The 13,954-nt window shown below is 73.2% G+C and carries 12 protein-coding genes; 6 read left to right on the plus strand and 6 right to left on the minus strand.

Going from position 1 to position 13,954, the window contains the following annotated elements:
* On the plus strand, positions 1–2,050 hold a 2,050-nt coding region (locus tag VGP36_19590; GenBank protein ID HEV7656919.1), incomplete at its 5' end, for a hypothetical protein.
* Between the two features lie 95 nt (positions 2,051–2,145).
* On the opposite strand, the gene VGP36_19595 is transcribed toward VGP36_19590, so the two are convergent.
* The gene (locus VGP36_19595) at positions 2,146–2,940 is read right to left on the minus strand and encodes a hypothetical protein (GenBank protein HEV7656920.1); all 795 of its coding nucleotides are present in this window, start codon (positions 2,938–2,940) and stop codon (positions 2,146–2,148) included.
* A 97-nt stretch (positions 2,941–3,037) separates the two neighbouring features.
* Here VGP36_19595 and VGP36_19600 point away from each other — a divergent pair, with 97 nt between their 5' ends.
* Positions 3,038–3,730: a response regulator transcription factor gene (locus VGP36_19600; protein HEV7656921.1), complete on the plus strand. Its 693-nt coding sequence runs from the start codon at positions 3,038–3,040 to the stop codon at positions 3,728–3,730.
* Position 3,731: 1 nt separating this feature from the next.
* Complete coding sequence (locus VGP36_19605) at positions 3,732–5,144, plus strand: HAMP domain-containing sensor histidine kinase (protein HEV7656922.1); 1,413 nt, start codon at positions 3,732–3,734, stop codon at positions 5,142–5,144.
* 49 nt (positions 5,145–5,193) lie between these two features.
* Here VGP36_19605 and VGP36_19610 read toward each other — a convergent pair whose 3' ends face one another.
* The 5 genes from VGP36_19610 to VGP36_19630 form a co-directional block, all read right to left on the minus strand.
* The gene (locus tag VGP36_19610; protein ID HEV7656923.1) at positions 5,194–6,009 is read right to left on the minus strand and encodes an ABC transporter permease; all 816 of its coding nucleotides are present in this window, start codon (positions 6,007–6,009) and stop codon (positions 5,194–5,196) included.
* Positions 6,006–6,926 (minus strand): ABC transporter ATP-binding protein, encoded by a 921-nt coding sequence (locus VGP36_19615; protein ID HEV7656924.1) that lies wholly within the window; start codon positions 6,924–6,926, stop codon positions 6,006–6,008. Before VGP36_19615 ends, VGP36_19610 begins: the two co-directional genes overlap by 4 nt.
* 97 nt (positions 6,927–7,023) lie before the next feature.
* Positions 7,024–7,212: a hypothetical protein gene (locus VGP36_19620; protein HEV7656925.1), complete on the minus strand. Its 189-nt coding sequence runs from the start codon at positions 7,210–7,212 to the stop codon at positions 7,024–7,026.
* A 293-nt stretch (positions 7,213–7,505) separates the two neighbouring features.
* Complete coding sequence (locus VGP36_19625) at positions 7,506–8,843, minus strand: HAMP domain-containing sensor histidine kinase (protein ID HEV7656926.1); 1,338 nt, start codon at positions 8,841–8,843, stop codon at positions 7,506–7,508.
* A 47-nt stretch (positions 8,844–8,890) separates the two neighbouring features.
* On the minus strand, positions 8,891–9,589 hold the full coding sequence (locus VGP36_19630) for a response regulator transcription factor (protein HEV7656927.1): 699 nt from the start codon (positions 9,587–9,589) through the stop codon (positions 8,891–8,893).
* A gap of 539 nt (positions 9,590–10,128) precedes the next feature.
* Between VGP36_19630 and VGP36_19635 the strand changes: the two genes are divergently transcribed.
* The 3 genes from VGP36_19635 to VGP36_19645 form a co-directional block, all read left to right on the plus strand.
* A complete protein-coding gene (locus tag VGP36_19635; GenBank protein HEV7656928.1) occupies positions 10,129–10,773 on the plus strand; it encodes a response regulator transcription factor in 645 nt (214 codons plus the stop codon).
* Complete coding sequence (locus VGP36_19640) at positions 10,770–12,083, plus strand: ATP-binding protein (protein ID HEV7656929.1); 1,314 nt, start codon at positions 10,770–10,772, stop codon at positions 12,081–12,083. The genes VGP36_19635 and VGP36_19640 overlap by 4 nt, the downstream gene beginning before the upstream one ends.
* Positions 12,084–12,295: 212 nt before the next feature.
* Positions 12,296–13,954, plus strand: a 1,659-nt coding sequence (locus VGP36_19645; GenBank protein ID HEV7656930.1) for a hypothetical protein, incomplete at its 3' end; no start/stop codon positions are given.

A 13,954-nucleotide genomic window follows, 5' to 3' on the forward strand; every position in this document is an offset into this window, starting at 1 on the left:
CGCGCCGTCCGAGGGCTCACCCGACCCGACCGTGCTCAATCCGCCGGTGAACATCGCCGGCGGCTGCGCGGCCACGGTCGTCGGGGGCATCACCACGAACTTCCCGCAGGGGATGGCGATCCAGAACGACGCCAACGGCAACGGGCGGTTCGTCTACGTCGCCGACTCGCCCCGCGACGCCGGCGCCACGGTGCTGCGCTACCACCCGGACACCGGCCTGCAGGACGTCATGTCCAGCACCGTCGCCCCGTACGACTCGCTGCTGAACCCGGGCCAGCAGGTGTCGCGTTACACGTTCGTGCTCGGGCTGGCGGTCAACCCGCACACCGGCGACCTGTTCATCGGCGACGACCCGACCTTCGCGGTGCTGGTGAACCCGCCGCTGGCGAAGGGACACCTGTTCGTCATCAAGGGGGTCGGCGGCATCGCCCCGGCCGACTGCGTCGCGACCGCGGCGACGGCGTGCCCGCTGCCCCCGCCGCCGACGGCGGTGACCCCCTCCCTCTACGCGTACGGCCTGACCGCGCCGAAGGGCGGCGTCACCTTCCTGCCGAGCGACGACGGCGGCCACATCTGGGCCGCCGACCACTCCCAGGGCCTGTGCCGGATGGACATCGTGCGGCAGGCGCCGGGACTGCACGCGTACAACTCGGCCGCGTGTGACGACGGCGCCGTGCTCGGCTCCGGCGGGCAGACCGCGTACGACGACTCGGTCGTGCCCGGCACGACCAACCAGCACTACCTGTACGTCGCGCAGAACGACCACCTGAGCCCGGGCGTCATCCGCTTCACGTACAACCCGAGCGCGGACGGCGGGGCCGGCCTGCTCGTCGACGGCTCGGCCGTGATCATGGCCCCGAACGCCGGCCTGGACGGCGACAAGGCCAACGGGCTCGCCCTGGGTCCGTGCAAGCCGGGCGCGCCGGCGACCTGCAAGCACTCGCTCTACACCGGTGGGCTGTTGGACGGGTTCATCCGGCGGATCAACAACCCCGAGGACGACCCCCGCAACCAGACCGTCGACGTCGTCGCGATGACGACGGAGCAGCGGGCCGGGACGCTGGGGAAGGGGATCAACGGCTCCATGGGCATGATCGGCGACGACCTCTACCTGCCCGAGAACCAGGGCTTCACGGTCGTCAAGGGCATCAGCGCCTGCCCGACGTCCGGACAGGTCTGCCCGACCACGCCGCTGAACATCGCCCAGTTCGGGTTCATCTTCGGCTCCGCCATCGGCGTCGACCCCGACCCGCAGCACCTGCGCAGCACGGCCGGTCTCGTCTACGCGGCGGTCTCGCCCGGCGCCGCCAACGGCACCCTCTACCAGTACGACGTGGCCACCAACACCGCCCGCGTGTACGCCGCCCGGGGCCAGATGCCCGCGGCCGGCTCGGCGGAGGCGACCGTCTACTGCACGACCACGTGCACCCGCCCGGTCGATCCGACGAACCCGCCGGGCGGCCCTGCGTCCTTCCGGTTCGCGCAGGGGCTGATGGTCGCCGACGACGGCTCGGTCTACCTGACCGAGGACGCCTTCGCCGGTGCCCGCGGCGGGCGGGGGCACGCCTGGGTCGCGCCGGGTGACCCGTACCCGCCGGGGGCGACGCCGGTCCCGTTGCCGGTGCAGCCGCCGCCGGGAGCCAGCCAGAGCTGCACGGTGAACGTGACCGTGCCGGCCCTGACCGGCGGCCAGACCTGGTGGGTGCAGTTCACCGCGCACGCCGGCGGGCAGCTGTCCTCGACCTGGACCCTGCAGGTGCCGCAATCGGCGCAGCTGCTGGCGTACCCGGGCAACCCGTTCACCGGACTGGCCGACCCCGTGTCGACCGGCTCGAAGGGCGGCTTCCTGGCCCGGCAGGTCACCTCGAACACGGCCGCCTTCAGCATCAGCACGGCCCCGGCCACGGAGCCGGCGGGGACGTACACGGTCCAGTTCTTCAACGCGGGATCGGCGATGGGCGCCACCACCGGGACCATCACCTTCCGCAACGATCTCGGGACGGCCTGCCCGCCGGCCCAGCTGGTGCCGCCGAACCACGTCCTCGGCTGATCCTTCTCGACGAGCAGGTGGCCGCCGTCCCTCCGGGGGCGGCGGCCACCTGTCGCGGGTGCGGTGCGGTCAGGTGACCGAGGACGTGCGGCGTCTCAGCGGGGATCGGGATCGACGTCGAGGGACTCGACGAGGTCGCGCCGGGTCCAGGTGACCCAGCCGACGAGGGCGAGGATCACGGCCGCGACCACGAGCGTGACCGGCCCGGTGCCCCAGCCGAGGCCGCCGTCCCGGCGCGGCACCGCCATCCAGTCCGCGAAGGACGCCCCGAGCGGGCGCGTCGTCACGTACGCGGCCCAGAACGCGAGGATCGCGTTCAGCCCCAGCCACCGGTACGCGATCGCCGGGACCAGGATGATCCCGAGGAACATCCAGCCGGAGCCGAGGAACCCGAGGCGCAGGGTCCGCGCGGTGAGGTCACCGGCCGAGGTGCCGAGCGCGAACGTCGCGACCACCGCGGCCCAGTAGAACGTCTCCCGGGGGCGGGTGACGATGCTGTGGATCGACAGCGTCCGCTCGCTGCGATACCAGAGCCCGAAGATCACGGCCAGCGCGACGACGAACGTGACGGTGGAGACGGCGTAGGTGATCCCGAGCGCGATCCGGCTGCCGTCGGACAGCATCGTGCCGACCACGCTGATCATCGTCACCGCGGCCCAGTAGACCGGCGCGACGTACCGGGTCGCGCGGAACTGGGCGACCAGCGCGCTGACGAGCGCGACGGCGGTGACCAGGACGAGGCCGCCGGCGAGCACGAGGCCCTGGTTGCCGATGAAGTCGGACGCCGTCTCGCCCATCCCGGTGGTGAGGATCTTGATGACCCAGAACAGCGCGGTCGCCTCGGGCACCTTGCTGAGCAGGGTACGCCGAGCCCCCTCGGACTGCTTCATGGTTCGTGGCATGGGTGCGGACGCTAGGGACGGCGGATGTAAGGGCGATGAGAGCGTTCTCATCGTTCGTACACGCCGAGGACCTACCGTGACGGGGATGAGGGTGCTGGTCGTCGAGGACGAGGTACGGATGGCGGGCCTGCTGCGCCGCGGTCTCGCCGACGAGGGCTGGACCGTCGACGTCGCCCCGGACGGGACGGACGGGCTCTGGGCCGCCATCGAGCACGAGTACGACGCGGTGGTGCTGGACGTGATGCTGCCCGGCATGGACGGGTTCGCCGTCTGCCGGGCGCTGCGGGCCCGGGACCGCTGGTGCCCGGTGCTGCTGCTGACCGCCCGCGACGCGGTGACCGACCGGGTGCAGGGCCTGGACGCGGGCGCCGACGACTACCTGGTCAAGCCGTTCAGCCTGGCCGAGCTGGCGGCCCGGCTGCGGGCGCTGACCCGGCGCGGCGCGGCCAGGCGGCCGGCCATCCTCGACGTGGACGGGCTGCGGCTGGATCCCGGCCAGCGTCGGGCCTGGCGGGGTGAGGTCGAGCTGACCTTGACCCCGCGCGAGTTCGCGCTGCTGGAGCTGTTCCTGCGCCGGCCCGGCGAGCTGCTGAGCCGGGAGCGGATCCTCGCCAGCAACTGGGACTTCGCCTTCGACCCCGACAGCAACATCGTCGACCAGTACGTCTTCTACCTCCGCCGCAAGGTGGACCGTCCGTTCGGGGTCGTGCAGATCGAGACCGTACGGGGGAGCGGGTACCGGCTGCGGGAACGGGCCGGGCCGGCCCGGGTGGGCTGAGGTGTCGCTGCGGACCCGGCTGGTGCTGCTGTTCACGCTGGCGGCGCTGGCCGTCGGCGCGGCCGGCGGGCTGCTGCTGGCCCGGCGGCTGCACCTCGGGCTGGAGGCCGACCTCGACGCCGTACTGGCGCAGCACGCGGTCGCGGTGGTCGAGGACCCGGGCTCCCCGGACCTCAGCGCCGCGCAGGGTCCGGTCCAGATCCTCGACGCGGCCGGGACCGTCGTCGCTCACGCCGGCGGCGCCGGCGACCGGGTGCCGCTGCTGAACGCGGCCCAGCGGGCGCGGGCCGGGGGCGGCGTGTTCGTGGTCGAGGGCTCGGTCCCGATCGGCGGTCACGAGGAGGCGGTCCGGATCCTCGGCCGCCCGGACGGCCCGGGACGGCTGGTCGTGCTGGCGGCGGCGCGGGACCCGATCGACGACGTGGTCGCCCGAACGGCGGTGGAGCTGGGTCTGCTGGGCGTGCCGGCGATCGGGCTGCTCGCGGCCGGGGTCTGGCTGGTGACCGGGGCGGCGTTGCGGCCGGTGGAGCGGATGCGGGCACAGGCCGCGGCGGCCACCCCGACCGAGCCGGCCGTGCTCACGGTGCCGCCGGGCAAGGACGAGCTCGCCCGGCTGGCCGTCACCCTCAACGACCTGCTCTCCGCGCAGCAGGCGGCATTGCGGGCGGAGCAGTCGTTCCTGGCCGACGCCGGGCACGAGCTCCGTACGCCGCTGGCGATCCTGGCCGGCGAGCTGGAGTACGCCGACCGTCCGAACAGGACGATGGCCGAGCTGCGCGAGACCGTGACGATCGCCCGGGAGGAGACGACCCGGCTGGTCCGGCTGGCCGAGCTGCTGCTGGTGCTGGCCCGGGTCGACGGCGCCAGCCTGCACCGGACCGACACCGACCTCCCGGCGCTGGCCGAACGCGCGGTCTCGGCCTGGGCCGCGGTGGCCCGGGCGCGGGCGGTCGAGCTGGTCCTGACCGCTGGGCCGGAGGTGAGCGGGTGGGTCGACGCCGACCGGATCCGGCAGGTGCTGGACAACCTGCTGGCGAACGCGCTGCGGGCGGCGCCGGCCGGTACCGCGGTCGAGATCTCCTTGTCCCATCGGGGTTCCGGGGTCCGGCTCGCGGTCCGCGACCACGGGCCGGGGTTCCCGCCGGACTTCCTGCCGTACGCGTTCGAGCGGTTCCGGCGGGCCGACCCGGCCCGGGCCCGCGGCGGTCCGGCCGGCCCGGGCGAGGACGCGGGCTCCTCCGGCACCGGACTCGGGCTGGCCGTCGTCCGCCGGATCGCCGAGGCGCACGGCGGGACCGCCACCGCGGCCAACGCCCCCGACGGCGGTGCGGCCCTCGAGATCCTGCTGCCTTTCCGGCATTCGGACCGGTCGCAGGACGACGCGTCCCGCCCGGTGGTCCCGGCTCCGGCCTGATCAGCCTCCGGCCGGAGGGGTGGCGGGTCGCCACCCCACCGGCCGTCGGTCAGGCGTCGCGGCGGCGCAGCTGCACGGCGGCGATGGCGGTCAGCGCGATGACCCAGACGACGGTGACGGCCAGGCCGGTCCAGGGGGCGAGCGTCCGCGGGGCGGTGTAGCTGTGGATGAACGACTCGCCGGCACTGGGCAGGAAGCGGGCGATGTCCTTGCCCCAGTTGCCGAGCAGGTTCCCGAAGACGCCCGGGACGACGAGCAGCAGGCCGAGCAGGGCCGAGATCGCGCCGGCGGTGTGCCGGACGAGCCACCCGAAGGCGCTGCCGAGCAGCCCGACCAGGGTGAGATAGATGCCGGTGCCGGCGGTGACGCGCAGCGCGGTCGGGTCGCCGAGGGAGAAGCCCAGGCCGTAGTGGGACAGCACGGCCTCGCCGGCAAGGAACGCCACGAACGACGCCACGACGAGCGTGACCAGCGCGATCGTGCCGAAGACGAGCAGCTTGGCCAGCAGCACCGGCGTACGCCGCGGCGCGGCCACCATGCTGGAGCGGATCATGCCGGTGCCGTACTCGCCCGAGACGAACAGCGCGCCGAGCACGGCGATGAGCAGCTGGGCCAGCGCGTACCCCTGCAGGGTCGCGGACGCCACCGTGTCCTCGACGTCGAGGTTCGCCGGGTGGCGCCCCGTCTGATAGCCGATCAGGACCCCGAAGACCACCATCGCCGCGGCCGCGGCCGCCAGCGTGTACCAGCTCGAGCGCAGTGACCGGAACTTGATCCACTCCGACCGGACCAGGCCGGCGAACGTGACCCGGTAGTCCGTCTCCGTCGCCGTGGGCTCCGGCGGCGCGACGGTCCCGGCGCTCACGCGGCCACCGGCTCGCCGGCCGCGCGGAACTCGCCGGCATCCCGGGTGATCTCCATGTAGGCCTCCTCCAGCGAGGATCGGATCGAGGTGAGCTCGTACAGCGTCAATCCGGCCGTGGCGGCCCGGGTTCCGATCTCCTCGCTGGTCAGTCCCCGTACGGACAGCTCGCCCGGCATCGCGGCGGAGACGGCGACGTCCGGTCCGACCAGGACGTCACGCAACTCGGATGCCTGCGGCGAGCGGACCCGGACCGAGCCGCCGCCGGCCGCGGCGATGAACTCGGCGATCGGCAGGTCCCGCAGCAGCCGGCCGCGGCCGACCACGACGAGATGGTCCGCCGTCATCTCCATCTCGCTCATGAGGTGGGAGGACAGGAAGACCGTGCGGCCCTCATCGGCGAGGCCCTTCAGCAGCCGGCGCACCCAGAGGATGCCGTCCGGGTCCAGGCCGTTGACCGGCTCGTCGAGCAGCAGGGTGGCCGGGTCGCCGAGCAGCGCCGCCGCGATGCCGAGGCGCTGGCTCATGCCGAGGGAGAACGTGCCGACCCGCCGGTCCGCGACCTGACGCAGCCCCACCAGGTCGATGACCTCGTCGACCCGGCGCCGGCCGATCCCGGCGGTGGCGGCCATCGCCAGCAGGTGGTTGGTCGCCGTCCGGCTGGTGTGCACGGCCCGGGCCTCCAGCAGCGCCCCGACCTCGTGCAGCGGCGCCGCGTGGTCCGCGTACGGCTTGCCCTCCACGGTGACCGTGCCGGCGGTCGGCGCGTCGAGGCCGATGATCATCCGCATCGTCGTGGACTTGCCGGCGCCGTTGGGTCCGAGGAAGCCGGTGACGATCCCGGGCCGGACGGTGAAGGTGAGGTCGTCGACGGCGGTCTTGTCGCCGTACCGTTTGGTCAGGCCGCGTGCTTCGATCATCGAATCCCGTCTCGACGTCCGCCGTCCGCCGCCCGGCGGATCGGGACCGACGCTAGGAAGACGACGGTTAGCCGCCGGCAAACTTGCCAGCGCGCCCTCAGAACTCGAAGCGCTCCTCGTGCCGCTGCGCCTCGGGCAACCCCGCCCGGGCCAGCGCCAGCCGTACGCCGGCGGCCAGCCGCGGCGACCCGCACAGGTAGACGTCGCGACGGGTGAGCTCGGGCACGAAGTAGCGGAACAGCTCCGGGGTGACCGGGCCGACCCGCTCGCCCACCAGGTAGTGCACGCGGGCACCGCGCCGGCGGGCGATCGCGTCGAGCTCGTCCCGGAAGAGCAGATCCGCCTCCGTCCGGGCCGGTAGAGGAGGACCAGGTCCTGCCCGGGCGCGAGCGGCATCCTCTCGAACAGCGCCCGCGTCGGCATGATCCCGACGCCACCGGCCACGAGCAGGACGTCCCGGCGGGTGCGGCGGCGTGCGGTCATCACCCCGTACGGGCCCCCGGCCAGGACCCAGGTGCCCGGCTCCAGCTGCTGCAGCGTGCCGCTGCCGTCGCCCGGCCGACGCACGCCCCGTCTGCTTCAGTCAGGGGACGGCAAGCCCGGAGGTTGTCCGGACGGGTGTGCGACCGCGGTCGATCTGATCTCGGCGGGCAGCAGCAGGGTGAAGACCGGGCCGGGGCCGGGCCGCGACAGCAGCAACCGGCCGCCTTCGGCCTCGGCCAGCGCTCGGGCGAGGGCCAGGCCGATCCCGTGGCCGGCCCCGCGGGAGGTCCGGCGCCGGAACAGCTCTTCCGGCTCGGCGACCCCCGGGCCTTCGTCGGTGACGTCGAGGGCGATGGCGGTGTCGGCCTCCCGGACGACGATGCTGACCATGCCGGCACCGTGGCCCTGGGCATTGGCCAGCAGCACGTCGAGGATGTGCCGGACGGCCGCTGCCGAGGCCCGGGTCCCGGACAGCTCCGGCTGGAGCGTGATCTGCAGGGATCGTCCCGCGGCGGCCAACGGGCCGCTCCAACTGGACTCGAGCTCGGCCAGCACCGCGGGCAGATCGGCCGGGGTACGGGCGTGCGGGGCGTCACGGGCCAGCGCCAGGAGCTCGTCGATGGTGCGCTCGAGGCGGTCGGCCGTGGTCAGCGCACCTTCGACGGCGCCTCGGAGGTCGGCGTCGCCGTCCAACGCGGTCTCCAGGCGAAGCCGGAGCCCGGTCAGCGGCGTCCGCAGCTGATGCGAGGCGTCCGCGGAGAAGGCGCGTTCCCGGCCGACCAGATCGCCGAGCCGCTCCGCGGTCCTCGTGAGCGCACTCGCGGCGGCGTCGATCTCCGGGATCCCGGCCGGGGCCAGCCGGACGGTGAAGTCGCCGTCGCCGAGGGTCTGCGCAGCGGTGGCGAGACGTTCCAGTGGATCGGCCAGCCGCCGGGACTGTCGACGCGCGAGCAGGGCCGCCGCGGCGATCGCGGCCGCCGCCAGTCCGGCCATGGCCAGCCAGGTGAGGCCGACCTGCAACCAGACCCGGGACTGTGCCGACGCCGCCCGGACGACGCCCACCACCCGGCTGCCCGACGTCACCGGGATCGCGACCACGAAGTCCCCGGCGTCGCTGCCCCCGGCCGTAGCGCCGCCGACCGCCTGCTGGACCGGACCGTCCGCGACCGCCGGCCCGTCACCGAGCAGCCGCTGGCCCTGCAGGCCGTACACGGCGACGTGCATGTCCTCTTCGGCCCTCGGCAGCTCCGTCAACGGGCGACCGGCGGCCAGGACCGGGGCCACCCGGACGGCTGTCGTGTCCGCGACCCGATCCAGCTCCCCTCGCTCGTCGGCGCGGAACAGCACCACGACCGAGACCGCCAGCGGCACCCCGAACAGCCCGATCGCCAGAGCTGCCGCCAGCGCCCCCACCCATTGGATCCGCGAACGCATTCAGCGAGCCTTCCGATCGGGAGCGGCGCGTCGGGACTCTGCCGGGATCAGGCGTCCTCCAGCCGGTAGCCGTGGCCGCGGACGGTGGTGATCAGGACCGGAGGGACGCCCCCGGCGGTCGCGGCTTCGTCCAGACGCCGCCGCAGCGCCGCGACGTGGACGTCGAGGGTCTTCGTCGACCCCGACCAGTGCTCGTCCCAGACGTCGGACATCAGTGTCTCCCGGCTCAGCGCGATCCCCGGATCGGCGGACAGCCGAGCGAGCAGGTCAAACTCCTTGGCCCGCAAGGAGATCTCCGCCTCCCCGACCCGGCAACGCCGCGCCGCCGTGTCCACGACCAGCGGGCCGACTGTGCGTACGGCGTTGTCCCGCTCCGCGCGGGTCGGCCCGCGGCGCAGATGCGCCCCGACCCGCGCCCGCAGCTCCGCCAGGCGGAACGGCTTGGTCAGGTAGTCGTCGGCGCCGGCTTCGAGCCCGACCACGACGTCCATCTCGTCCTTGCGCGCGGTCAGCATCACCAGCACGCAGCCAGGCTGGCGCTCGCGGAGTTGGCGGCACACCTCGACACCGTCGATGTCGGGAAGGCCGAGATCGAGCAGCACCAGGTCGAACTCGGCCAGCGTGGCTTCGCGCAGCGCCGACCGGCCGCCACGGGCCCACGTCACGGCGTGCCCGTGGGACTCGAGACCGGTACGCAGCAGAGACCCGATGGTCTCGTCGTCCTCGACGACCAGAAGGCGACCCATGGGCCCAGCCTAGGCAGGTCCGGGCGCGGACCATCCCCGCTTTGCCACCTGCTTGCCTGCTCGGGAGCGCCCGCGCTGCACGGCGCTGAAGAACGCGCCGGTCCCGGCCGCGGAATCGGCGCTGCGACCGGCGGCCGTGCCGGCCGAGCCGCCCGGCGAGGCGCAGGTGGACGTTCGGACCAGGACCCACGGCGAGGCGCAGGCCGACCTGCGCTCCGACGGGCGGCTGGCCACGCTCAGCGTCCCGGCCGCGCTGTTCATCGGATCGACCCAGGCCCGGCCCCGGCCCCGGCCGCGCGCCGCCGCTGACCGGGCGGGGCTGTCCTGGACCCACCACGGCCACGGTGGCCGTCGCGCTCGTGGCCGCCGCTGCCGTGCCACTGGCGATCTACTCCTGGCGGCGGCACAGCCGGCTGGGCCGCGCCGGCCACCGTCCCGCCGAACGTGCAGGAGGTCGCCCGCCGCGGTGCCCTGGACTGAGAGGCCGATCCGGACATCAGTTGGCAATGTGTTAACCAACGCCCTTCTACCGTCGCCTGGTGACGGCCGAACCGGAGTCGCGAGAATCGCGCCGGCGGGTGGTCCTGATCGACGACCATACGGCGTTCGTGGAGCTGCTCCGGTACGCGCTCGACGGCCTGGACGACCTCGAGTGCGTAGGTTCGGCGGGCTCGCCGGCCGAGGCGGAGGGGATCGTCGCCGAACAGGCTCCGGACATCGCCGTGGTCGATCTGATGCTGGGCGACGACGATGGGCTGGAGGTGGTGCGGCGGCTGCGCGCGATGCACTCCGATCTCGTGATCGTGGTGGCATCGGCCCGCTCCGACTCCGACACGCTCGCCCTGGCGGCGGCGGCCGGGGCCAACGGGTTCGCGCCCAAGCGCGGCGCGTTCGCCGAGCTGTTGTCGATCCTGCGCACGGCCAGGCCGGGGAAGGTGTCGGTGGCCTCGTCACTGCTGCCCTCGACCTCCACGCGAGCCTCGGTACGGCTGACCGACCGGGAGACCGAGGTCCTCGAGCTCATGGCCCGCGGCGCCTCGGTGATGGACATCGCCGAGAGCCTGAACATTTCCAGAAACACCTGTCGGACCCACGTCAGCAGCCTGCACAGCAAGCTCGGGGTCCGCAGCCGGCTGGAGGCGGTGGTCAAGGCCCGCAAGATCGGTCTGCTCGAGTCACCGTGACCGGACACGGTCCACAGTGGACGCGACCGTCATCCTGGTCGACCGCCCGGACGACGGCCGTCTCGCTGGTCCTGATCGCCGCGGTGTCGGTCGCGGTCGTGGGGGGCGCCGCCGTCATCATCGCGCACCGGATCGCCCGCGCCGACGCGCTGTCGGAGGGACTCCGCACCGCTCGGGGCGTCGGGCAGGCGCTGCTGATGCCGGTGATGCCGGCTGTGGTCGCGGGCGACGAGGAAGCGGCTGCGGACCTGGACGCCGCCATCGCCCAGCGCCGGGCGGACGGGACGCTGCTGCGGGTGACGGTGTGGCGGCGGGACGGGACGATCGTCTGGTCGGACGATCAGGCAATCATCGGCCGCCGGCGCACGCTCGAGCCGCGGGAGACGGCGGTCTTCGACCAACGGCGTGACTTCGCCCGGATCACGTCGCTGGACCAGGCCGACGAGGCGGCCGAGCGGGCGGTCCATCGCAACCTGGTCGAGGCGTACATCCCGCTGCGGCTGGGCGACGGGAGCACGGTCGCGCTGGAGATGTACTTCTCCGACGACCGGGTACGCGCGGCCGAGGACGAGGACAGCGAGCGGCTGGTCGTCTTCTCGCTCGGCGTGCTGCTCGTGCTCGCGCTCGGTCAGCTGCCGGTGTCCATCTGGCTCGTCCGCAGGACCGGCCGGGCGCGGCAGGACCGGGATCGGATGCGGGGCGCCGCGCTGGTCTCCTCGGAGCGGGAGCGCCGCATGCTGGCTCGCAACCTGCACGACGGCGTCGTCCAGGAGCTCGCCGGCGCCGCCTACGTTCTCGAGTCCAAGGTTCCGACCGGCCCGCTGCCGCCCGAGACCGTGCGGGCGATGGGTGTGGTCACGGGCACGCTGCGTCAAGCGGTGGACGACCTGCGCGAGATGCTCGTCGAGCTGCATCCCGCCGAGCTCACCAGCGCCAACCTGGCCAACCTCGTCGCCGCGTCCGCCGCTCGTACGTGTCCGCGACAGGAAGTCAGCGTGACCGTCGAGCTTGACCGCCCGCTGCCGCCGGAGTTCCTCACGTTCCTCTACCGGTCGGCTCGCGAGTGCGCGGTGAACGTGGCGAAGCACGCGGACGCGGACGCGGTCGACATCACGATCACCAGCGATCCCACCGGCGTGCGGCTGGCGGTCCGGGATGACGGGATCGGAATCCCGGATCCGCTGCCGCGGACCGCCGGGCACCTCGGCCTGACCCTGCTGCGGACGGCAGCGGCGGAACTGGGCGGCTCCTTGGAGGCGGCGGGTACGACGGTCACCATCGTCCTTCCGCCGCCCGACGCGACCGGCTAGTCCGGACGGCCGCCCTTGGCGTCACCTGAAGGGCGAGGGTCCCCAATGTTCGGGGGTGGGCCTCATCCCGGCGGGGCTGGCGACCACACCACTGTTGGCCCGACCGTGCTTGAGGAACCCATTGCCTCAGAGAGGGTCACCCACCGATGCGTCTGCGAGAGCGCTCAGCGCGCTTCCAGTTCCTGCGATCACCACGGCATCAGGCCGTCGCGGTGATCGTCGCGGCGGTCTCGATCGCCGCCGGTCTCCTTGTCGTACAAGGCTTCGCCACCGCGGACGTCGTCACGGCGCCGCCGAGCAAGCTGCTCGCCGTCGGTCCCACCAGCCCGGACAACGGTTTCCCGGTCTGGTACAAGGACTCGAACAACCTCAGCCTCGGGATGTGCCTGGACGACACCAACCCATTCTGCAACCTCGGCGCGGCCGGGGTTCCGGACATCACGCAGCCGGTCTCGTTCCCGGACAACTTCCCGCCCGAGACGTTCTACCAGCTGGCGCAGTCGACGATCACGCTGCCGGGCGGCGCCACGGCGGTGCTGAACGACAACCTCGAGGCGGCCTTCACGACGCCGAATGCCGTGCCGGGACAGCAGATCACGTTCGGCCGGGTCCGGATCCGGATGACGACGCCGAGCCTCGGCACGTACACGATCACCCACCCGTACGGGGTCGACAGGTTCACCGTCACCGACACCGCGACGCGGAACATCAACTTCACCGAGGACGTCGGCGTGGCCGCCGGCTCGTTCACCGGTGCGCTGGGTTCGCGGATCAATCCGTTCCTGCGCTGGGACACGGGCCTGATCAAGGGCCCGGACGGCGCCTCCTACCTCGGTGACGGCGTGACCGCGCACGCGATCACGGGCTCCGACCTCGGGACGAACATCTTCAAGATCGACGGCCCGGACATCGGCGGTCCCGGCATCAACACCATCTCCACGAACCTGTTCACGCTGCAGGGCCGGGTGGCTACGAACGCCGGTGTCGCGCCGACCTCGGTGACCTACACCCGCAGCACCACCAGCGGCGGTTTCGTGGACGCGTTCGCCAGTTCGCAGGCGGACCAGGTCATCCAGGTCTCGGGCGCCGGCATCGCCACCACCAAGTTGAAGGCCGACGCGAACGGCAGCTACTTCGGCCGGGTCGCCTTCACCGGGGCCCCACCGGCCTCGGTGCAAGTCACGAACGCGTCCGACCGACCACCGACAACGGTGAACGTCACGCTGACCGACCAGGTCGTCGTCAGCCGGGCTGCGTACGACTCCGACACGGGGTCGTTGGCCGTCAGCGCCACCTCCAGTGACACGGCCACACCGCCGACGCTGACCGTGCAGGGCTTCGGAGCGCTCACCGCGGGCGCGGCGACCTTCGCCCTCGGAGCCGACCAGGTCCCACCGGGCATCCTCACGGTCACCTCGTCCAAGTCCGGCTCGGGCACGGCGCCCGTAGTCGTCAGCGGCGCGGCGATCGCCCCCGATCCCGTGACCGCGCAGGCTCCGTCGACGCTGACGGTCCAGCAGGGTCAGCAGGTCCAGCTCGACGGCAGCGCGTCGCTGAACGCGACCGGGTTCTCCTGGGCGCAGCTCTCGGGTACCCCGGCGGTCACGCTGGCCAACGCCAACACGGCGATCGCCAGCTTCACCGCTCCGAGCACCCCCGGCACGCTGACGTTCCGGTTGACCGTGCAGGGTCCGGGCGGACCGAAGACGACCGATGAGGTCGTCACCGTGGCCGCCATCGCCCCGCCGCGGGCGAACGCCGGCCCGGCACAGTCGGTCCTGGCGGGCTCGACCGTCACCCTCGACGGCTCGGGTTCGACCGGCGCGTCCTCCTTCAAGTGGGCGCAGACCGGTGGCGTGGCCGCCACGCTG

The sequence above is a fragment of the Mycobacteriales bacterium genome (assembly GCA_035995165.1).
In the GTDB taxonomy this organism is placed as follows: Bacteria; Actinomycetota; Actinomycetes; order Mycobacteriales; family CADCTP01; genus CADCTP01.

Bases quoted from the DNA above. Each gene is read 5' to 3' on its own strand.
- VGP36_19595 (HEV7656920.1), bottom strand. From the start codon at position 2,940: ATGAAGCAGTCCGAGGGGGCTCGGCGTACCCTGCTCAGCAAGGTGCCC.
- VGP36_19625 (HEV7656926.1), bottom strand. From the start codon at position 8,843: ATGCGTTCGCGGATCCAATGGGTGGGGGCGCTGGCGGCAGCTCTGGCG.
- VGP36_19630 (HEV7656927.1), bottom strand. From the start codon at position 9,589: ATGGGTCGCCTTCTGGTCGTCGAGGACGACGAGACCATCGGGTCTCTG.
- VGP36_19600 (HEV7656921.1), top strand. From the start codon at position 3,038: ATGAGGGTGCTGGTCGTCGAGGACGAGGTACGGATGGCGGGCCTGCTG.
- VGP36_19615 (HEV7656924.1), bottom strand. From the start codon at position 6,926: ATGATCGAAGCACGCGGCCTGACCAAACGGTACGGCGACAAGACCGCC.